The organism is Herbaspirillum sp. GCM10030257 (genome assembly GCF_042666555.1).
Lineage (GTDB): Bacteria > Pseudomonadota > Gammaproteobacteria > Burkholderiales > Burkholderiaceae_D > Noviherbaspirillum.
On record NZ_JBHTDH010000001.1, the window covers coordinates 478656 to 499546 of the forward strand.

Below are 20891 nucleotides of genomic sequence, written 5' to 3' on the forward strand. Positions count from 1 at the left end.
AACAGAAACTGTAATGAGTAAGAAAGACTATGGAGCTGGGCATGTCGGCATCCTTGGTGGCCCGCGAAGCTGGCATCACAGCTATCCAGTTGTTTCAATGGCGCAAACCTGTACGGAAGGGTAACTGGCAGCAGCAGGTGCCAACGAACCAGTCGTTCCGGCGTCGAAGCTGCAGGAAGCCATGAACGCATTAAGGAACTTGGGGCAGCATTGGGACGGCAAGACGTTGGAGAACGACATCCTTAAGGAAGTCGTAGATTTCGCCAAAGCAAAAAGATGGATTGCGCGCTCGCTGCTGTTGCCCGGGGGCGATCAATGAGGACGATTTGCTCAACCCTTGGCGTGGCGCGCAGCCATATTGAGGTATTGCTGAACCGACCTGCCAACTAGGCGGACCGTAGCACCGCAGGCACAGCAAGGACGACGCATAACGCATTGCCGTAATACACGAGGCTCTGATCCATATCATGGTGCGATAAAGCTGATCGAACCTTACATAAGCACGCACCATCGCAAAACCTAATGGGCAGTTCCCTGGATAGCCTTGCAACGCAGTCGATTTCCGATGCATGTGTTATTCCCTGTTCATCGGATCAGAAAGAGCGGCCATGCACAAGATGATGCAACGCACACAAGTCTTTCGCATATCCATATCAGCCCGATACGCTGACTTCGTCACTAACGACGAGCCGGGTACCGGAAACTGACATGGCAGACCCCACGCCGACGCTCAAGTCCTCGGACGCGACCTCAGCACAGGCACTCCCTCGTCCGACGCTCGGTCTGTTCGAGGCGATCACGCTGATTGTCGGTGTAGTGATCGGCGCAGGCATTTTCAAATCGCCGGCGCTGGTTGCAAGCATGACGGGCAGCGTCGAATGGATGTTCGGCGCATGGATTCTCGGCGGCATTGTCTCACTGGCCGGCGCCCTTTGCTATGCGGAACTTACCACCGCCTACTCGCATGCCGGTGGAGATTATCACTTCCTGGTGCGCGCCTATGGCCGATCTGTCGGATTCCTGTTCGGCTGGGCCCGGCTTTCGGTCATTACGACTGGATCGATCGCCTTGCTGGCATTTGTCTTCGGGGATTATCTGCACGGTTTACTACCGCTTGGCGGTGTGGGAAACACATGGGGGCCAGTGGTCTACGCGGCGTCATGCGTCATTGCGCTTACGTGGATCAATCTGTTCGGCATTCGCGCCGGATCAGTGACGCAGACATGGCTTACCGTGCTTGAAGTCCTTGGCTTGCTGGCCATCGTCGTTGCAGCAAGCGTGGCTGGTGGTCTCCGGGAAGAAAGTGTCACGGTCACGATGCCGGCTACATCTTCGTTTGGGATGGCCATGGTGTTCGTCCTCCTGACGTTCGGGGGGTGGAATGAGGCCGCCTATATCAGCGCGGAAGTCAAGAACGGCAAGCGCAATTTGGTAACAGCCCTTACCGCTTCCATCGTCATTATTACCATGCTGTATCTGCTGGTGGTCTGGGCATTCTGGAAAGTGCTCGGCATGGAAGCCATGGGCAAGTCCGGTACGGTCGCGGCGGACCTGATGCGGTCTTCCTTTGGTGTCGGCGGAGAAAGCTTCATTGCGGTGCTGGTACTCGTATCCGCAGTGACGTCCATCAATGCGACCATGATCGTCGGTGCACGAACCAGCTATGCACTGGCATGCGACTGGCCGATACTGGGGCGACTTGCTGCCTGGGATGCGCATCGAGACAGCCCGGCAACAGCGATGCGGGTGCAATGCATTGCTGCGTTGTGCCTGCTGTTCATCGGCGGCCTGGTCGGCAACGGGTTCAAATCCATGGTGGAATTTACTGCGCCGGTATTCTGGGTGTTCTTTCTCCTGTCCGGGATGTCGCTGATTGTCCTTCGCATGCGCGAACCACATACGCCGCGTCCTTTCCGTGTCCCTTTCTATCCGCTGTTGCCATTGATGTTTTGCGTCACATGCGGGTTCATGCTGTGGTCCAGCCTGTCGTATGTGTACAGCCAGGAACTTGGCGGATGGAATGCGGCATGGATAGGCGTTGCCGTCTTGTTCGTGGGCATTGTTCTTCTACTTCTGATGCAACGCCTTCCTTCAGGCTCGTCAATGCGTTCGGTACGATCCGGTATGCAGTCAGGCATACAAGCCCAATCGCTTTCTTCAATTCCAGAGAAGGAGTAGCGCCATGCATTTGCGTCGATCCCCCTATCAAACGATCTACATGATCTCTTTCAAGTACGGACCGCTTTCCGTTTTCCTGATGTGCTTGGTGTGTGCCTTGCTTGGTACGACACATACGCAAGCGCAAGCTCAGGCCGGACCCAAGCTCGATGTTCCCTATGTGCCTACTCCTCCGGAGATCGTCAATCGTATGCTTGATCTGGCCAAGGTCGGTAAGGACGACGTGCTGTATGACCTTGGTTGTGGGGACGGGCGCATCGTCGTCACCGCCGCGAAAGAACGCGGTGCCTCTGGTGTCGGAATCGATCTCAATCCGGCACGCATTGAGGAAGCCAAGGCAAATGCCAAACGGGCGGGCGTGGAAGACCGGGTTGGTTTCCGTGTGGGTGACCTGTTCAAGGCTGACGTATCAAAAGCCACCGTCGTGACCCTGTACCTGCTTCCCGAAGTCAATCGCAAGATCCGGCCCATGTTGTGGAGACAGTTGAAAGTCGGTACCCGAGTCGTATCCCATGATTTCGATATGGGACCGGAATGGCCGCCGGAACGCGAAGAACGAATCGGCGGTAAAACCATTTACTACTGGACGATCACGGAGGCAAATAAATCTGCAGTGGGATCAAAGAAGGCTTGAACCGCCCCAGCGTGGTGCGATCGCCTGTTGTAACAACATCGGATCTGTGAGAGAACCCCACAACCGGGCACTGTGACATTGTCCCCAATGTCAGTCAGGAAAAAGGGGCGGCCAGATGGCCGACCCATTCTTTTGCGCTGGTCGCATCACTGTCAAACGTCAATCGCCAATCGCCACGGAGTAATGCCAGTCGCACTAACTTTGGCGCTCGACACCGCACGCGGCGCGTGTGTTGTCGACAACACGCTGAAGATTACCTCGGCGTGGTCCGATCGTTACCTTTTGAGGAGGCAACCAGATCAGCGTACTCCTGATGTTTGCCGATATAGCCTGCAATGAACTGGCATGCGGGAATGAGATTCTGCCGGTTTGCCTTGAGCTGGTCTAGCGTCTGTTTTGCCAGTGCGGAGCCATAGCCTTTACCTTCATGGGCCGGGTCGATTTCAGTATGGGTAATCGTCACGGTGTCGCCCGACATTCGGTACTGGGCAAAGCCCACTACTTCGCCATTAGCTATCAATTCATAACGACGCGCGTCTTTATTGTCTTTCAGCGTTGAGCCTTCCATGGGTTTTCCTATCATTAGTCGTGTCAATAAGCGGTTAGACCGTTGTCCCGCCACGTGTGTCCGGCTGAAACAGTAGCAACAATTTCCTCAGACAGGCAAAGCCCGCTGGTGTTCGCGCTATCGCCCTGCTCCGAAACGATTCGGCGTCTCGCGGTATAGTAACAAACTCGATCATTCTTGATTACTGGCCAGCACACCGATGTCACACTTCAATACCTTGTCCGCGTTTTCTGTCGCGCGACTGCCGGAAATTCGTTTTGGCGCGGGACGCATCGGTGAAATCCCCGACGTGGCAGCACAGTTTGCCACGAAAGTTTTACTCGTGACCGGTGGCAAGTCTTTCATATCGACGCCGCACTGGGGTGCACTGCAGTCCGGACTGGCACGGCAGGGCATCAGTTGGGAATGGTTGCAAGTCACTGATGAACCATCTCCCGAACTGGTGGACGAGGCTACCGCGCGTTTTGGCGGAACTGGTATCGGACTCGTGATCGCCATTGGTGGCGGCAGCGTGCTGGATGCCGCCAAAGCGATCGCTGGACTGCTGGAGGTGCGCAATTCTGTCATGGATTATCTGGAAGGTGTAGGCAAGGGCCTTGCCTACACCGGACCTGCCGTTCCCTTGCTCGCGGTTCCGACTACGGCCGGCACCGGCAGTGAAGCGACCAAGAATGCGGTGCTCAGCGTGCGCGGTCACCAAGGTTTCAAGAAATCGTTTCGCCATGATCTGCTGGTGCCGCGTATTGCCATCGTCGATCCGTCGCTGCTAGCTTCCTGTCCGAAAGATCTGATCGCTGCCAATGGCATGGATGCCTTTACGCAGCTGCTCGAATCGCTGGTCTCAACGCAGGCGAGCCCATTTACCGATGCGCTCGCGATGTCTGGCCTGGCGTCCTTCCGTGATGGCTTCTGGTCTGCATGGGAAGCAGGGCATCCTGATGAAGCAAACGGATTGCAAGCTTTGGCCTATGCATCCATGTTATCCGGTATCACGCTGGCGCAAGCGGGGCTGGGCTCGGTGCATGGTCTCGCTTCGCCGCTTGGCGCGTATTTCCCGATACCGCACGGCATTGTATGCGGCACGCTGGTCGCGGAAGCAACCGCTGTGAATATTCGCGCATTACGCGAGCGGGCACCGCAGTCGCCGGCCTTGCGCAAGTATGCCGATGCCGGGCGCTTACTCACGAATGATCCCGCTCTGCCTGATAGCGACGCCGGCGAACAGTTGATTGATTTATTACGGGGCTGGACTCGACGTCTGAATTTGCCGCGGCTTGCAAGTTTTGGCGTTGGAGAAGCGGATATCGACCGAGTGGTAGCTGGCAGTCGCGGCGGAAGCATGCGAACCAATCCGCTGGTTATTGAGGATGCGGAATTGTCAGCGTTAGTCAGAGCCAGGTTGTAGTAACAGACTTCTCATTGTGGGCAGAGTGGTGCGATGAAAGCGGATTTCCGCACGACGTCAAACTGTATTTACATCAAGTCCAGGATCTCAAATTCATCAACAATGTGACTTCTATAACAATAACGGAGACGAACATGCATCATGGCAGACGAGATTTCGTGCAGGGATGCACATGGATGGCGGCAGCCGGCATGGCTGGACTATCGATCATGGCGAGTGGGTGTGCAACCGCGACCGGTGGCTCGGCCGGGAAAAGAGCTTGGTCTTCATTCCGGGCAAAGGACGGTGCCGAGATTCACTATCGGGTATGGCAAAAAGCCGCCACGCCGAGGCTCGCGGTGCAGATCGTCCATGGCGCAGCCGAGCATAGCGGACGCTATGACCGCTTCGCCGAGGCGCTGGTCAATGAGGGCTATGCAGTCTACGCAAGTGATCATCGCGGCCACGGAAGAACCCGGATCCGTTCCGGTCAACTCGGCGACGCCGGCCCGGACGCATGGAACCGCTTTGTCGACGATGAAATAGCGCTCAGCCAAATCATTCGACAACAGCATCCGCAAGCAAAACTGGTGCTGTTCGGGCATAGCATGGGCTCCTTCATCGCCCAGGACTACATCACCCGCACAAGCCAGCTTGACGGTTTGATCCTGAGCGGTACCGCGTACAGTCCGCCGCCGCCGCCGGAACTCCTGACCGCTCTCCTTGCAGCGACCAAAGCAGCACCGCTCGAGCCATCGCAATTCTGGGCGGGGCTCTTCACGGACTTCAACAAGCCGTTCACCGGCAAGCCGGGATTCGAATGGCTGAGCCGCGACGCCACTGAGGTTCAAAAATATCAGCAAGACCCGCAGGCCGGTTTTTCATTCAGCAATGAGCTTGTCAGCGATTTTTTCCAGGGCATGGCTGCGTTACGCGATCCGGCACGTGAGGTGCGCATTCCAAAGGTATTACCGGTGCTGGTCATTCAAGGCGCGCTGGATCCGGTAGGCGCGAACCTGCAGTCGACACAAGCCTTGCTCGACCGCTACAAGGCCTTGGGCATGTCGCATCTTGACCATCGCTTTTACGAGGGCGCGCGCCACGAACTGCTGAACGAAACCAATCGCCAGGAAGTGCAGCGCGATGTCCTGGGCTGGCTGAAAGGCATTGCCTGACTTGTCATTGCTGGCCCGGTTGGGGTTTGAGGTGCAATCACTCTCCGTTGATCGGGCCGTAAACGTGGCAGGCCTGGCCCATTTACAATGCAGGCATGAATTTCACGAGCGAGCAAATCGGTGTCATCAACAGTCAGGCCGCCAACGTCGTCGTCAACGCGTTCGCTGGCACTGGCAAAACCACAACTCTTCGCGGGTATGCCGCTGCACGCCCGCAGCGACGCATCCTTTATCTTGCCTTTAACAAGGCCATGGCGACCGAGGCCGCCGAATCCTTTCCGCCGAATGTAGATTGCAAGACGATTCATTCGCTGGCGTATAGTGTCTTTGGTCATCGCTTCAGGCACAAGCTTGGGCAACTGCGCCCGACCGACATCATGCGTTACTACACGGACGTCAATCTTCCTGTAGCGGATGTCCTCGTCAAGACGATTGAAGGCTTCATGTACTCGGCCAATGCATCCGTCGGTCTGGACCATGTGCCAAGCGAGCTTGCCCTGTCGGATCGCCAGCGCATCGTCGGTGCCGCGCAGCGCCTCTGGCACGATATGGCCGATCAGAACAAGCCGATCCCCTTGCCCCATGATGGTTACCTGAAGCTGTTTCAGCTTTCCAGGCCAGTATTGTCGAAACGCTACGATGTCATCCTGCTGGACGAGGCACAGGATACCAATCCAGTGACGGCGGATATTGTCTTTAGCCAGGCATGCGGGAAGGTGCTGGTCGGCGACAAGCACCAGGCGATCTATGGATTCAGGGGGAATGTGAATGTCATGGATTTGTTGCCTGAGGCAGAGCAGCATTACCTCACGCAGTCCATGCGCTTCGGTGCTTTGGTCGCCAACGCTGCAACGACGCTTCTGACCTGTCTAAAAGGTGAAAACCATGTCATCGTCGGACGTGCCCGGATGGCGGCCCGGCCTGACTGTATTGATTATTCCCAGCCTTTTGCCATCATCAGTCGTACCAACGCCGGGGTTTTTGCGCAAGCCATTCAGATGCTTGGCCAGTACAGGATCCATTTCGTCGGTGGTCTGCAGAGTTACCTGTTCGGGAAATTGCGGGATGTCTACAGCATGTGGAGCGAAAAGAAGGATCAGGTACAGGACAGCTTCTATCGGGAATTCTCCGATTTCGACGCGCTGGCAACGTATGGTCGGGACTCCGGAGACAAAGAGATATTGTCGCTCGTAGCCGTTGTCACCAGATACAGGGAAAAACTGCCCGGCCTGATTGAACAAGTGATGCTCCATGCCTGTGAAAATCCCGAGGAGGCGCAGGTACTGTTAATGACGGCACATCGATCCAAAGGTTTGCAGTTCGATCAGCTTGTACTCGATGACGATTTCCATGATCTGGTGGATAAAAGAGGCAAGCCAAATCGTACCGAGCACATCGATTTTGAGCAGGAGGTCAATCTGCTCTATGTAGCCATGACCCGCGCAAAACAGGCCATACGCTTCAACAAGCAATTCCTGGCATTCATGCAGGCGGTGGACGCCGGCAAACTTCCTTTGCATGGCGCTCCTGTTGTCACGCTAAAGCCGACGGGTCGCAGCGTCTGAGTTATTGACTTTCTCTTCCGCGCTCGATTGACAATCACAGTCATTGCAAAACCTGCCGGGTAGTGTAAAGGGTGGGTCTGGGCCACAGCGCGCACCGGCGAATGAACTGTACCTTGAAAGCGCCAGGACAACTGCGGTAAGTCCGGCGTCCAGAGACGCACATTGCGACTCTGAGACGGCGGAACTTTGCCTTGGCCGCATCTATAATGAGGCCAAGGCAAAGTTCCGGCCGCGCTGTGCGGCTGTGCACTGGACCAGATTTTTCAGGTTGCACACCGGCAAGACACTTTGCGACTGGAACAGAGTCTATGGAGGGCCCGGCTGTATCATGGGCTGCATTCTCAATCGATGGAGTTTTCATGCCTGATGCCACATTTCAAGCCGATACCCGGCGCAGAAAGGTCCTCGCGTTGACCCTCCTTGGCGGGATGGCTTCTTCCTTCTCGCTGGCAGGCAAAGCCGTCGACAAGACGCCCGTCGTCATCGGCATCGATGGTGAATTCGGACTTGCCCACAGTACCTCGGCCCAGGCAGTTGAGTTCGGCGTGCGCGCCGCCGTCACTGAAATCAATGAAGCGGGCGGTGTGCTGGGTGGCAGGCCGCTGGAAATACTGACAAAGGATCATCGCTCGATGCCGGCGCGTGGAATTCGCAACATCGAAGAATTCGCCGCCATGCCGAATGTGGTCGCGGTATTTGGTGGACGCTTCAGCCCGGTCGTCATCGAGCAACTACCCAAGCTGCGCGAGACTAAGTTGCTGTTCATGGCAGTCTGGTCTTCGGCCGACGTTATCGTCGATAACGGCATGAAGCCGAACTATATTTTTCGCCTGTCATTGCGCGACAGCCTTGCCATGCCGACCATGCTGAAAAGCGCGGAGGCGCGCGGCCTTAAAAATGTGGGACTGTTATTGACCAATACCTCGTGGGGGCGCAGCAACCTCGCCGCTGCGGAAAAATACTTGGAGAGCGTCGATGGTCCCAAGATTGTCCAGACCACGTGGTACAACTGGCGTGACACGACCCTTGTCGATAAATACAACAAGCTGCTCAATGCAGGCGCCAAGGCCATGGTCCTGGTGGCCAACGACGATGAAGCGGCGGTTCTGGTACGCGAAGTCGCCGCACTGCCGCGGGAGAAGCGCATTCCCATCATCAGTCACTGGGGCATCACCGGTGGCGAATTTGTCAAGCAGGCCGGCCCTGCGCTCAATGACGTTGACTTCTCGGTCATCCAGACCTTCAGCTTCTTTAATGCCGACAAGCAGCCGCTGAGCCAGTTCATGCGTACCGCGGCGAAGATATCGGATGTGCGCAAGGTGGACGATATCAATGCGCCGGTCGGTGTCGCGCATGCTTATGACATGATGCATATCCTGGCCCGTGCCATTAATCTTGCCGGTACTGCTGACCGCCCAGCGGTACGCGATGCGCTGGAGCGGTTACCGGAATACCGTGGCCTGATCAAGCGCTACAAGCCACCGTTCACTCCCACCCGGCATGAAGCGCTCGGCCCGGGCGAACTGATCATGGCCCGCTACCGGCACGATGGTGTGCTGGTGCCGATGAAGAAGTAGTGCATGATTTTCCGTAGACCGGCCGCTGGCAGCCTCGCACGGCGCTTTGCCCTGGCAAGCGCCGCACTGGCGACGTTTGCGTTGATCTTGACGACTGCATCCTCGTGGTGGCTGGTGACCCGGCAACATGGTGCGGCGATGCATATCCTATCGCAGAAGGAGGTCGATTTTCATGCTGCGACGATGAGCTCCACCTTGCACGCAATCTCGTCACGCCTGTCGGAAGTTGCCAGCAGCAGCATTCTGGCCGCCGGGCTGGTCGATAGCGCGGGCCGTGAAACCTATATCACGCCCTATCTCAACAGCATGCGTCAGATCAACGGGGTACCGATTCAGGTGCTCTTTACCGACTTTTCCGGCAAGGAAATTTCAGGGAACGGCATTGCGCAGTTTACTGACAGCGACATGCGGTGGCTGGTGCGTCATATCAACAGCGGCCAGCGCGGCGCGGACATTATCGAGGGGCCGAACGGGCCCGAACTGATCGGTGTTGAACTGCTGGTGTATGCGCGGACGCAAACGCCCGAAGGAGCCTTGTTCTACAAGATACTTCTGCGCGATTTGCAACCCAATGACACGGCGCGGCTGACTTGGGGTACGGCGGCATCTGCGGCGGCGCGCACGCGTATTCCTATGGTCAAGGTAGCGGTTAACTCGCCGCCCGTCTTCAAGCATCTGAATTTCCACATCGTCGAGCCGCCGGGTGAGACGTCGGCTGCGGACCTTGCACCGCAATTCGCGACGATCTTCATCATTGCGCTGGGACTGGCCGGCACGGTGCTGGTGCTCGGTTCTCGCCTCGCAGTCAAACTGACCAGGGACCTGCAAAAGCTGGAAGCGTTTTCGCGCAGCGTGGTCAGCGAGGGCTTTAGCCGACAGCGTGCCGAGCCCGGACGCAGCACCGAGATCGCCAGTCTCGCCGGATCGATCAACCACATGCTGGATCGCCTGTACGAACAACATGCGGAATTGCAGCGAGAGCGTGAAAAATTTCTTCAACTGGCCAATACGATTCCGCAGCTTGCCTGGATCGCCAACCCGGACGGACGCATCCATTGGTATAACGACCGCTGGTATGAATATACCGGCACCCAACCTGAGCAGATGGAAGGCCTGGGCTGGCAGTCGGTGCATGACCCGGCAATGCTGCCACACGTGATCGAACGCATGCAGACAAGTATCGACACGGGACGGCCATTCCAGATGACTTTTCCGTTGCGCGGTGCGGACGGCGAATTCCGGCCCTTTTTCACGTCGGCCGCACCCCTGCGGGACGGGGCAGGACGGATCGTGCAATGGTTTGGCACCAATACCGATGTCTCGCAGATCGAACGTGCTGAACGCGCCGTGCGTGAAAGTGAAGAGCGGCTGCGCGAAGGCCTGGTTGCTGCGCGCATGGCGGTGTGGGATTGGGATCTCGGCAGCGGCCAGCTACGCTTTTCCGCGAATGCCGCCGACATTTTCGGCATCGCAGCCATGGCAAACAACGCCGCATGGGATGCCGTGCATCGCGAGGATTTGCCTGCGCTGCGCAAAGCAATCAATCGGGCTGTCCGGGAACGCGGTCATTTCGATCAGGTGATCCGGATGGTCCGCTCTGACACGGGTGTGCTCATCTGGGTCGAGGTCAGTGGCAGAATCATCAGCAACGATCGCGGTAATCCACAATCGATGCGCGGCATCATGCTCGATGTGACGGTAAGAAAACAAGCGGAAGAAGCATTGCGGATAGCCAATCGGCGCAAGGACGAGTTCCTTGCGATGCTCGCCCATGAATTGAGGAATCCTCTCGCGCCGATCAGCACGGCGGCGGAAATACTCAAGATGGCACATCCCGACCCGGAACGTGTGCGCCTCACCAGCGAAATCATCACCCGCCAGGTCGATCACATGACCAGTCTGATCCACGACTTGCTGGACGTCTCGCGCGTTACGCGTGGACTGGTGAAGCTTGAGCGCGAGCCGGTCAATATTGCCGAGGTCATCTCGGGAGCCGTCGAACAGGTGCGTCCACTGATCCAGTCGCGTAAGCACATGCTCAGGATCGGGTCGCAGAGCGAAGCCGCTTATGTGACCGGCGACCGCACGCGCCTGGTGCAGATCGTGTCCAACCTCTTGAACAACGCTGCCAAATATACGGCCGAAGGCGGCGACATCGTCATCGCCGTTGGCCTGAATGCCGGTTCGGTCGACATCAGCGTCCGGGATACAGGAATCGGCATTTCGCCCGACCTGTTGCCGCATGTGTTTGAGCTGTTCACCCAGGCCGAACGCTCGCCCGATCGTTCGCAAGGGGGACTCGGACTTGGGCTGGCGCTGGTACGTAGCCTGGTCGAACTGCACGGCGGCAGTGTCGACGTCTACAGCGAAGGGACAGATCGGGGAAGTTTGTTTACGATCCGCCTGCCGCGCCTCGCGGTGCAGGACAAGCTCAGTACGGTGAAGCCGGAAGCGGCGGTAGGTGCGACGCGTCCAATGGTAGCGCTTGAACTCATGATTGTTGATGACAACGTCGACGCGGCGCGCAGCCTTGCGGTCCTGATGGAAGCCGAAGGACATCGTGTCACTGTCGCACATCGCGCCGACAAGGCGCTGGAAGCGGCGCGGCGACAGCCTCCGCAGGTATTCCTGCTCGATATCGGCCTGCCTGAAATGGACGGTTATACGCTGGCCGCCAAATTACGTGAAATGCCGGAAACCCGCGCTGCCTTGTTGGTCGCAGTGACCGGTTATGGGCGCAAGGAAGACCGTGAAAAGTCGGAAACCGCCGGCTTCGACTACCACATTGTAAAACCCGCGACGCGGGAAGAAGTCGTGGCAATTCTCGCGCGAGGGCGGCGTGAGCATAAGAAATACGCAAGCTGACGATCAGGTTTCCGACCGCAAACCTGGACAGGCTCCACGTACGGACGGAGACGCCACATTTTTCTCCGCCCGTTTGTGTTTAGGCCTAATGTTTCGGCGAGCGCCCTTCGATACCATCGACGAGAAACTTCATCCCGTTCAGTTCTTCATCACTCATGACCTTACCCTTGGCGACGCGTTCCTTTCCTTCCTGGTCGACAATGGGACCTGCAAAGGGATGAAGCTTGCCATCAATAATTGCACGCTCGGCTTCCTGCAGCTTTTCGCGGACTGCGGGCGGCACAGCATCGTTTAGCGGCGCCATCTTGATCATGCCTTCACGCAGGCCGCCAAGTGTGTTCGCCGACTTCCACCGTTTGGCCAGCACGTCTTCCACCGTCTTGATGTAGAACGGTCCCCAGGTTTGCATGATGGAAGTCAGATTGGTTTTCGGCCCAAACTTGCGCACATCGGAGTAGTACCCGAGCGTGTAAACGCCTTTATCTTCAGCGGCCGTTACGATAGACACGCCGGATGTGTGATAAGCAAGCACGTCGGCACCTAGTTTGATCAAAGTGCCTGCCGCGTCACGTTCCTTTCCCGGGTCATACCAGGTATTGGCCCAGATAAGCTTCACAGATGCTTTAGGATTAACGCTTCGCATACCAAGGGTAAATGCATTCAGCCCCTGCAGCACTTCCGGTATGGGGAATGAACCTACATATCCGGCAATGCCACTTTTGCTCATGTGCCCAGCCAATACGCCTTCCAAATACCGACCTTCGTAATATCGCGCGTTGTACACACCAACATTGGCAGCGGTCTTGTAGCCGCTGCCGTTCATGAAGATAACGTCGGGCGACTGGCGAGCCACCTTCATGACCTGTTCCATGAGGCCGAAGGAAGGCGCGAAGATCAGCTTGCATCCGTCCTTGACGAAGTTACGTAACACACGTTCACCGTCCGGGCCTTCAGCAATGTTCTCAACGTACTGAGTGGTGATTTTGTCGCCCAGTGCAGCGACAAGCTCCTTGCGCGCAAGTTCGCGCTGGTAGATCCAGCCGCTCTCACCAATAGGTAGGTTGTAGAGAAAACATGTCTTTAGCGGCTCTGCCGCATGAGCGGCGCCGGTGCACACGGTCAAGGCCGTGATCAACGCCGCACTGAATTGGCGTAATGCGACCGCTCTGAAGATTGAAAGCTCAGGGTATGGCATGATTTGTCTCCTAGTTCGTTAGAATTATTCAGCACTAGAATCGGTGGTCTGTGGCGACGCGCCAGTGAGCAATCTCCTACCAAACCGCGGCGAAATTACGCTGCCCCCGTAAGGCTGATCGCTTATACCCACTTACGGACTAACTTATAAGGTCAGCCAAAATGGCTGTCAACGACATGTGCGTGGATATCGGATCAGCCGATCAATTTATCGGAAGCTCGATGCGGCATAGCTTCCATGAAGCTCACAGACTAAGGATGCCTATCAACATGCCGCTTGCTGCATTGCCGGTCAGTTTGTCGCCGTCGATAACAAACATGTCGGACCCTATTAATCCTCGGCGATCGCCGATAAGTCGGGAGCGATAAAAAATCCCGGCGAATAAGCCGGGTTCCGCGGCGCGTCACATCAAAGTTGATTTTACGCAATAGACTTCGCAAGCCGACGTTTTATTGTGGCGAGACTCGGTATTTCCATTGGCCTATTTCAACTTCTTGGGCGAAGACATAGTCAGTACGCTCAGAGGGTGTTAAGTCTCCAAGTCGGCACGTCGCGTTAGCCTGTACAGGCAGGCCCGCTTTCGTGCGCCCGGAAATGCCGCTCCATTTAACAATCAGGGAGCCATAACCTTGAACGCCCGTGTCTTGCTCGTCACATCCGAAGCTGTTCCACTCGTAAAAACCGGCGGGCTCGCCGATGTCATTACCTCGCTTGCACGGGCGCTACGCCGGCGCGGGGTCGACGCAAGCGTGCTGATGCCGGGCTATCCTGCGGCGATCGAGCGGGCAAAGGATGTACAGGCGGTCGGGGAACTGACATCACTGCCCGGCGGGCCCGGGCGCCTGTTACGCGGCACAATGCCCGACAGCGACGTGCCTGTTCTACTGCTCGACACCGCGTGCATCGCAACGCGCACCGCCAACCCCTACGTCGATCATCAGGGCCAGGAGTTTGCCGACAATGCCTTGTGCTTCGCTTCGCTGGCGCATGCTGCTGTCAGCATCTGCGCAGGTGAGACCGCGCTTCCGGCGCCGCATATCGTGCATGCCAATGACTGGCATGCCGGCCTGATTCCGGCATTGCTGCGCCTGCGCGGGATATCGGATGTGGGCACGCTGCTGACGATTCACAATCTGGCGTTCCAGGGCAATTACCCGATGGACCTTGCAGCGACGCTCGGTATCCCGGCTCACATGCTGACTCCCGATGAACTCGAATTCTGGGGCAAGCTGAGCTTCCTCAAGGCCGGTATCCGGCATGCCGACCGCATATCGACCGTGAGCCAGTCCTATGCCGGCGAAATCCTTACACCGCGCTTCGGCCACGGGATGGACGGCTTGCTGAACGCACGCAAGGATGATCTCGTTGCGATTCGCAATGGCGTCGACCTCGATGCCTGGGACCCGGCGACCGATAGCTTGATTGCGCGACCGTTCAGCCTTTCCGACATGCGTGGAAAGAGCAGCTGCAAGCGCGACCTGCAGCATTTGTTCAATCTGCCGATCGACCCTTTCGCCCCCATCCTTGCCATCGGCAGCAGGATTACCCACCAGAAGATGGCGGATGTCGCCCTGGCGTCGCTGCCGGAAGTATTGCATCGCTATCCGCGCGCCCAGCTTGCCGTGATCGGGCGTGGAGACCGGGAATATGAACAAGGTTTTGTGGCGTTGGAAGAGCAATTCCCGGAGCGCGTCGGTATCTACATCGGCTACGACGAGCGGCGTGCACATGCATTGCACGCCGGTGCGGATATGCTGTTGCACGGCACACGCTTCGAGCCGTTTGGCCTGACCCCTTTGTATTCGATGCGCTATGGCACCATCCCGATCGCTTCACGCGTCGGCGGCATGATCGATTCCATCAGCGACAGTGGCCTGACCGGCGTAACGCCGGAATACGCCAATGGCATTTTGTTCGACGGTGAAACGGCGGAAGACATGATCGCCGCGGTCAGTCGGGCGTTCGAGTTATATGCGCGGCCAAATGAATGGCATCGTATGCAGCGTAACGCGATGTCGGCAAACTTTTCCTGGGACGAGCCTGCTGACCAATACATGGGGGTTTATAAAGAGATCGCGCCTGAAGCGGCCGGGGAACTGTTCGCGCCGGTGGCGGAGCCACTGGTCGAGGACGTTCCGCAATACATGACTGCCTGAGCCGGTATCCGCAGTCATGCGGGCGCGGTAAAGATTGTTTTGCGCGCGCCCTGCCTGCCGCCGCGACCGGGCATCGTATTTCGGAAAGAGCTGACACATGTTTTTTGAGATCCCCGATCGCCTTCTGCCAGGACGCCCTTATCCACTGGGAGCGACCTATGACGGGCAAGGCGTCAATTTCGCGGTGTTCTCGGCAAACGCAGAAAAAATGGCGCTCTGCATTTTCGACGCGGCGGGACGCAAGGAAGTCGCCCGGCTGCCATTGCCCGATTGCACCGACGAAGTCTGGCATGGTTATCTGCCCGAAGCCTCGCCTGGCTTACTCTACGGCTTTCGCGCCTATGGTCCGTATGACCCGCATCGCGGTCACCGCTTTAACCATCACAAGTTGCTGCTCGATCCGTATGCAAAATTACTGTCCGGCCCGTTGCGGTGGGCCGATGCGCTGTTCGGCTACCGGCTCGGTTCGTCACGCGCCGACCTGAGCTTCGATCGCCGCGATAGTGCGCCGGCCTTGCCAAAGGCCGTGGTGGTGGAAGAGACATTTAACTGGGGCGACGACCGCCGCCCGCTTGTTCCATGGGCGAAGACTGTCATTTACGAAACACATGTGCGCGGTATTTCGATCTTGCGCGACGACTTGCGCACGGACTTGCGTGGCACCTTTGCGGCGCTTGCCAATCCGCGTTTCATCGAGCACTTGCTCAAGCTCGGCGTCACTACGGTGGAGCTCATGCCGGTCAACGCCTTCATGCAGGACCATTTCCTGATCGAACGCGGCCTGCGCAACTATTGGGGCTACAGTCCGCTTTCCTTCTTCGCACCCGAACCAGGCTATCTGTCAAAGGGCGGTCTGAACGACATGCGGGTCGCCATACGTCGTCTGCATGCAGCAGGCCTGGAAGTCATCCTTGATGTGGTCTACAACCACACGAGCAGCGGCAATGAACTGGGTCCGACCATTTGCTTTCGGGGCCTCGACAATGCCAGTTACTTTCGCCTTGTCCCCGGCAACGAGCGCTATTACATCAATGAAACCGGTTGCGGCAATACACTCAACGTCTCGCATCCGCGCGTGCTGCAGATGGTCATGGATTCGCTGCGCTATTGGGCGGAGTCCTTCCATATCGACGGCTTTCGTTTCGACCTCGGTGCTACGCTCGGGCGTGAAGGGACCGGCTTCGATCAGGGATCAGGTTTCTTTGATGCGATCATGCAGGACCCCGTGCTGTCGCGGTTAAAACTGATTTCGGAACCCTGGGACATTGGCCCGGGCGGCTATCAGCTTGGCAATCATCCACCCGGCTTCGCGGAATGGAATGACAAATTCCGGGATGGCGTGCGGCGATTCTGGCGTGGCGATTCCGGCCAGCGCGCTGACTTCGCCGCACGCCTGAGCGGATCGGCGGACCTGTTCAACAAGCGCCGCCGCAAGCCCTGGGCATCGATCAATTACGTTGCCTCGCATGACGGCTTTACGCTGCGGGATGTGGTCAGCTATACCGAAAGACACAATGAGGCCAACGGCGAAAACGGCAATGACGGTCATTCGGAAAACTTCAGCGCAAACTGGGGCGTGGAAGGCGAGACGGATGATCCGGCGATTGTGGATCTGCGTAATCGGGTGCGCCGCGCCATGCTGGCTACGATGATGTTTGCACAGGGAACGCCGATGTTGCTTGCCGGAGATGAATTCGGCAGAACTCAGCGTGGCAACAATAATGCGTACTGCCAAGACAATGAAATTTCCTGGGTTGACTGGGCGATGGCCCAGAGTCCCGATGGCCAGTCACTGAGCGCCTATGTCGGTCGACTGATCTCGCTGCGACATAGTTTTGAGTCGCTGCAGGCGCAACGCTTTCTGCATGGCGAAGAACTGGAACCGGGAATTCGCGACGTCGCATGGTTCGATGAACGCGGCGAAGAATTATCTTCCGAAGCGTGGCAAAATCCGGAAGCACGGGCACTGACCGTACAACGCGCAAGCTTCAATGGCGGTGGCCTCATCGACATGGTGTTGATGCTTATCAACGGTGGGCATGAGCCTTTGCTGTTCAGCTTCCCGGAGCCATCGCGTACATGGCATTTACTGCTCGACAGCGCGCTGGATGAGACGCAGAATCGCGAGATTACGGAGAACACCATTGAAGTGCAGGGCCACAGTGTGATGGTGTTCGGCACGCGCATTCCCAAGGCCTTGCGCTAAATCAATTGCAACGGGCATCGATCTTGCGTATCAAACGTGCTGAGGCAAATTACCCCTCGGCCATTCGATATGTAGTGTGCTTGCAATCGGAACATATGTTTCCTTGCCGTATCTTCCTTTGACTTTGTTCAATCTCTTCTACGGCAACACGTGTTCTCCTTTAGGTCATACACATTACCTGTGTAATCGAACAATTCTTCAAGGCTAAATAAATATGAAAGCAATGATTCTCGCTGCCGGTAAAGGCACTCGTGTACGTCCGCTGACTTATGACCTGCCGAAACCCATGATTCCGGTACTCGGTAAACCCGTCATGGCCTATATCGTCGAGCATCTTGCAAAGTGCGGCGTGCAGGACATCATGGTCAATGTCAGTTACTTGCATGAAAAGATTGAAAGTTATTTCGGTGAAGGCAGCCAGTTTGGCGTACGCATTGGCTACTCATTTGAAGGTTACATGACGGAAAGTGGCGAGGTTATTCCGGAGGCACTCGGGTCCGCCGGTGGAATGAAAAAGATTCAAGAATTTGGTAGGTTTTTCGATGAAACCACCATCGTCCTGTGCGGCGATGCAATTATCGACCTCGACATCAACGCGGCCATCGCCGAACACAAGCGTAAAGGCGCGATCGCCAGCGTGATTACACGTGAAGTGCCCTGGGACAAGGTTTCCGATTATGGCGTCGTTGTCAGCGATGCGGATGGCCGTATCCAGAAGTTTCAGGAAAAGCCGAAGCGCGAAGACGCCTTGTCGAACCAGGTCAGTACAGGTATCTATATTTTCGAGCCGGAAGCAATCGACATGATCCCGTCGGGCGAAGTCTTTGATATCGGCTCGCAGCTGTTCCCGTTGCTGGCCGAAAAGGGTATGGCCTTCTATGCGCTGAACCATGATTTCCAGTGGCTGGACATTGGCAGCGTTACCGATTATTGGGGTGTCTTGCAAAGCCTGATGACCGGAGAGGTTCCGAAGATGCAGGTACCGGGAGAACAGGTACGTCCGGGTGTGTGGGTGGGACTCAACACGCGCATCGACTGGGAGGACACGATAATCACTGGCCCGGTGTACATCGGCGCGGGTTGCCATATCGAAGCCGGCAGCAAGATTCTCGGCCCGACCTGGATCGGCCATGGCAGCCATATCTGCGCAGGCGCGACGGTGACACGCAGCATTCTGTTTGAATACACGCGTGTACTGCCTGAGGCGAACCTGCACGAACTGATCGTATGCAACGAGTATGCGGTCGATCGCGACGGCAACATGTCGCGGTTCTCCGAGGAAGAAGACCTCGGATTGAATAATGCGCGGGATCGTCGCTATGCGCGTCGGACTAAAGACTCGGCGGATGCCGCCGACGAAGTGGACGTGGAAACTGAGGTCGACGCGGCGCCGCTTGGCGTGGTGGCGTCGGTTGAGCAGTCGAAGCTGTCATATGCGCAGTAAGCGTCAGTACGGGTTTCGCAACACGTGCATGCTGCGCGAATCTGTACTATCGCAAATCGGTAAGGCCTTGAAGGGGAAGAGGCTAAACGCTAAACGCACTTGCCGTAGTGTGTGATGGTATGCCCCGGGAGGCGCGGCCATAGGGGACATATAGGGGAAATATCTTCAGCGCATAAGCGACATAAATTATTTATGTCGCTCGTGCCAACTCTTCCCTAAGGTGGCTTAACCCTGCAAAAAGCAGAACCCGCTGACCTCCAGCATCACCGAGCGGTTATCGATGCGTGCATGCCTTCCGAACACCATCTCGCCAAACTGCATCGACGTCACCTTCTTCGGCGTCACGTCCATATTAAAGAGACAGATCATTTCCCGATGCTCATGCTTGCGCGAGAAGGCGAGCACGCCTTCCGGCGCATCAATCAATTGAATGCTTCCCTTGTCCAGCTCCGGATGCGCTTTGCGTAATGCCAGCACTTCGCGCGCAAACTTCAGTACCGAATCCGGCTGTTCTTCCTGGCGTTCGACGTTCATGTCGATATGCACGGGGTCGACCGGCAGCCACGGTTCGGCTTCAGTAAATCCACCGTGGTGCGCGTCGGTCCACGGCATGGGAGTGCGGCAGCCGTCACGCCCCTTGAATTTTGGCCAGAAGGTAATGCCGAACGGATCCTGCAAGCGTTCGAACGGCACATCCGCCTGCGGCAATCCCAATTCTTCACCCTGGTACAGGCAGATGTCGCCGCGCATCGCTAACAGCAGGGCCAGCATTTCCTTTGCCGTCTCATCGCGGTCGCGACCGTTCTGCCAGCGTGTCGCCACGCGTGGCTTGTCATGGTTGCTCAATGCGTAGCAGGCCGCACCCGGCGCCCTGATACTGTCTTCCAGGGTCGTGATCACATTACGCACATGTGTCGCGCTGCTGTCCGGCCCCATCATCGAAAAGCTGTAGGCGGAATGCAGTCGGCCCGGATGCGTGTACTGCCCCATCAGTTTCAGTGCATCATGCCCGCCGACTTCGGCAAGACTGAACGCGCCGTAGGCATCGAGCAGCTTGCGAATCCTTTCCAGGAAGGGCAGCATCTCCGGCCTCGCCTGGTCGTACACGTGCAGTTGAAAGCCATACGGGTGCAGCGCCGCGCTGGTATCTTCGCGTGGCGGGTTATTGCGCAGCAGCTGGTCCTGGAAGATGTGATTGCAGGCATCGAAGCGGAAGCCCGATACGCCCATGTCGAGCCAGAAATCCATCTCCGCCAGCACCGCGTTCTGCACATCGGGATTGTGCATGTTGAGATCGGGCTGGCTGGAGAAAAAGGAATGAAAATAATACTGGCGACGCTCTGCATCCCAGCGCCAGGCCGTACCACCGAAGACCGATACCCAATTGTTGGGTGGGCTGCCATCCGGTTTCGGGTCGGCCCACAGATACCAGTCCGACTTGCCATTTTGCTTTGCACGGCTTTGCTTGAACCAGCTGTGTTCTTCCGATGTATGCGAGATCACCATGTCGACGATCACGCCGAGTTGCAGCGCCTTTGCGCGCTTCATCAGATTCTTGAAGTCGTCCATCGTCCCGAAGATGGGATCGACCGCGCGATAGTCGGATACGTCATACCCGAAGTCCTTCATCGGCGACTTGAAGAAGGGACTGATCCAGATGGCGTCGACACCAAGGCTTTTAATGTAGGAAAGCTTTTGTTCGATACCGGCCAGGTCGCCGATGCCATCGTTGTTGGAGTCACTGAAACTACGCGGATATACCTGATAAATAATCATTGGCTGTCTCACAAAACAAGTGCGCCCAAGTATGTGGAATTGCGCTGCGGGCCGTGAAAGTGCCGCCTGCACAAAGGGCGCGATCAATTTTCTTGTTGCCTCCCGGCTTGACATGGGCGGTTGTCACGTCATCAAAGCTGAACAAGAGCGGCAATTAATCCGTGTTCT

The 20891-nt window shown here is 57.0% G+C and carries 15 protein-coding genes; 12 read left to right on the forward strand and 3 right to left on the reverse strand.

All coding sequences use genetic code 11. The annotated features are described in order from the left end of the window. Positions 1–29: 29 nt before the first annotated feature. From ACFQUU_RS02185 to ACFQUU_RS02200, 4 genes are all read left to right on the forward strand, one after another. A complete protein-coding gene (locus tag ACFQUU_RS02185; protein WP_382241945.1) occupies positions 30–185 on the forward strand; it encodes a hypothetical protein in 156 nt (51 codons plus the stop codon). Then, a complete protein-coding gene (locus tag ACFQUU_RS02190; protein ID WP_382241948.1) occupies positions 182–319 on the forward strand; it encodes a hypothetical protein in 138 nt (45 codons plus the stop codon). The genes ACFQUU_RS02185 and ACFQUU_RS02190 overlap by 4 nt, the downstream gene beginning before the upstream one ends. A 389-nt stretch (positions 320–708) precedes the next feature. After that, complete coding sequence (locus ACFQUU_RS02195) at positions 709–2178, forward strand: APC family permease (protein ID WP_382241951.1); 1470 nt, start codon at positions 709–711, stop codon at positions 2176–2178. Between the two features lie 4 nt (positions 2179–2182). Then, positions 2183–2812, forward strand: coding sequence for an SAM-dependent methyltransferase (locus ACFQUU_RS02200; protein WP_382241954.1), 630 nt, complete (start codon positions 2183–2185; stop codon positions 2810–2812). 253 nt (positions 2813–3065) lie between these two features. Here the strand turns inward: ACFQUU_RS02200 and ACFQUU_RS02205 are convergent, their stop codons facing one another. Beyond that, the gene (locus tag ACFQUU_RS02205) at positions 3066–3380 is read right to left on the reverse strand and encodes a GNAT family N-acetyltransferase (protein WP_382241957.1); all 315 of its coding nucleotides are present in this window, start codon (positions 3378–3380) and stop codon (positions 3066–3068) included. Positions 3381–3579: 199 nt separating this feature from the next. On the opposite strand from ACFQUU_RS02205, the gene ACFQUU_RS02210 reads away from it, so the two are divergent. The 5 genes from ACFQUU_RS02210 (at position 3580) to ACFQUU_RS02230 (ending at position 11946) form a co-directional block, all read left to right on the forward strand. Continuing rightward, the gene (locus ACFQUU_RS02210) at positions 3580–4785 is read left to right on the forward strand and encodes an iron-containing alcohol dehydrogenase (RefSeq protein WP_382241960.1); all 1206 of its coding nucleotides are present in this window, start codon (positions 3580–3582) and stop codon (positions 4783–4785) included. A gap of 134 nt (positions 4786–4919) precedes the next feature. Beyond that, on the forward strand, positions 4920–5939 hold the full coding sequence (locus tag ACFQUU_RS02215) for an alpha/beta hydrolase (RefSeq protein ID WP_382241963.1): 1020 nt from the start codon (positions 4920–4922) through the stop codon (positions 5937–5939). 95 nt (positions 5940–6034) lie between these two features. Next, a complete protein-coding gene (locus ACFQUU_RS02220; RefSeq protein WP_382241966.1) occupies positions 6035–7504 on the forward strand; it encodes a UvrD-helicase domain-containing protein in 1470 nt (489 codons plus the stop codon). 359 nt (positions 7505–7863) lie between these two features. Beyond that, entirely contained in the window at positions 7864–9081 is a 1218-nt protein-coding gene (locus ACFQUU_RS02225; protein WP_382241969.1) for an ABC transporter substrate-binding protein, read from the forward strand. Positions 9082–9084: 3 nt separating this feature from the next. Continuing rightward, a complete protein-coding gene (locus ACFQUU_RS02230) occupies positions 9085–11946 on the forward strand; it encodes an ATP-binding protein (protein WP_382241972.1) in 2862 nt (953 codons plus the stop codon). Positions 11947–12031: 85 nt separating this feature from the next. Here the strand turns inward: ACFQUU_RS02230 and ACFQUU_RS02235 are convergent, their stop codons facing one another. Further along, positions 12032–13141, reverse strand: a complete 1110-nt coding sequence (locus tag ACFQUU_RS02235) for a BMP family ABC transporter substrate-binding protein (protein WP_382241975.1) — start codon at positions 13139–13141, stop codon at positions 12032–12034. A gap of 629 nt (positions 13142–13770) precedes the next feature. On the opposite strand from ACFQUU_RS02235, the gene glgA reads away from it, so the two are divergent. From glgA to ACFQUU_RS02250, 3 genes are all read left to right on the forward strand, one after another. Next, entirely contained in the window at positions 13771–15297 is a 1527-nt protein-coding gene (gene glgA, locus ACFQUU_RS02240) for a glycogen synthase GlgA (protein WP_382241978.1), read from the forward strand. A gap of 97 nt (positions 15298–15394) precedes the next feature. Continuing rightward, positions 15395–17503: a glycogen debranching protein GlgX gene (gene glgX / locus ACFQUU_RS02245; RefSeq protein WP_382241981.1), complete on the forward strand. Its 2109-nt coding sequence runs from the start codon at positions 15395–15397 to the stop codon at positions 17501–17503. A 214-nt stretch (positions 17504–17717) separates the two neighbouring features. Beyond that, positions 17718–18947: a sugar phosphate nucleotidyltransferase gene (locus tag ACFQUU_RS02250; protein ID WP_382241984.1), complete on the forward strand. Its 1230-nt coding sequence runs from the start codon at positions 17718–17720 to the stop codon at positions 18945–18947. A gap of 225 nt (positions 18948–19172) precedes the next feature. On the opposite strand, the gene ACFQUU_RS02255 is transcribed toward ACFQUU_RS02250, so the two are convergent. Then, complete coding sequence (locus ACFQUU_RS02255; RefSeq protein ID WP_382241987.1) at positions 19173–20723, reverse strand: alpha-amylase family glycosyl hydrolase; 1551 nt, start codon at positions 20721–20723, stop codon at positions 19173–19175. Positions 20724–20891 lie beyond the last annotated feature (168 nt).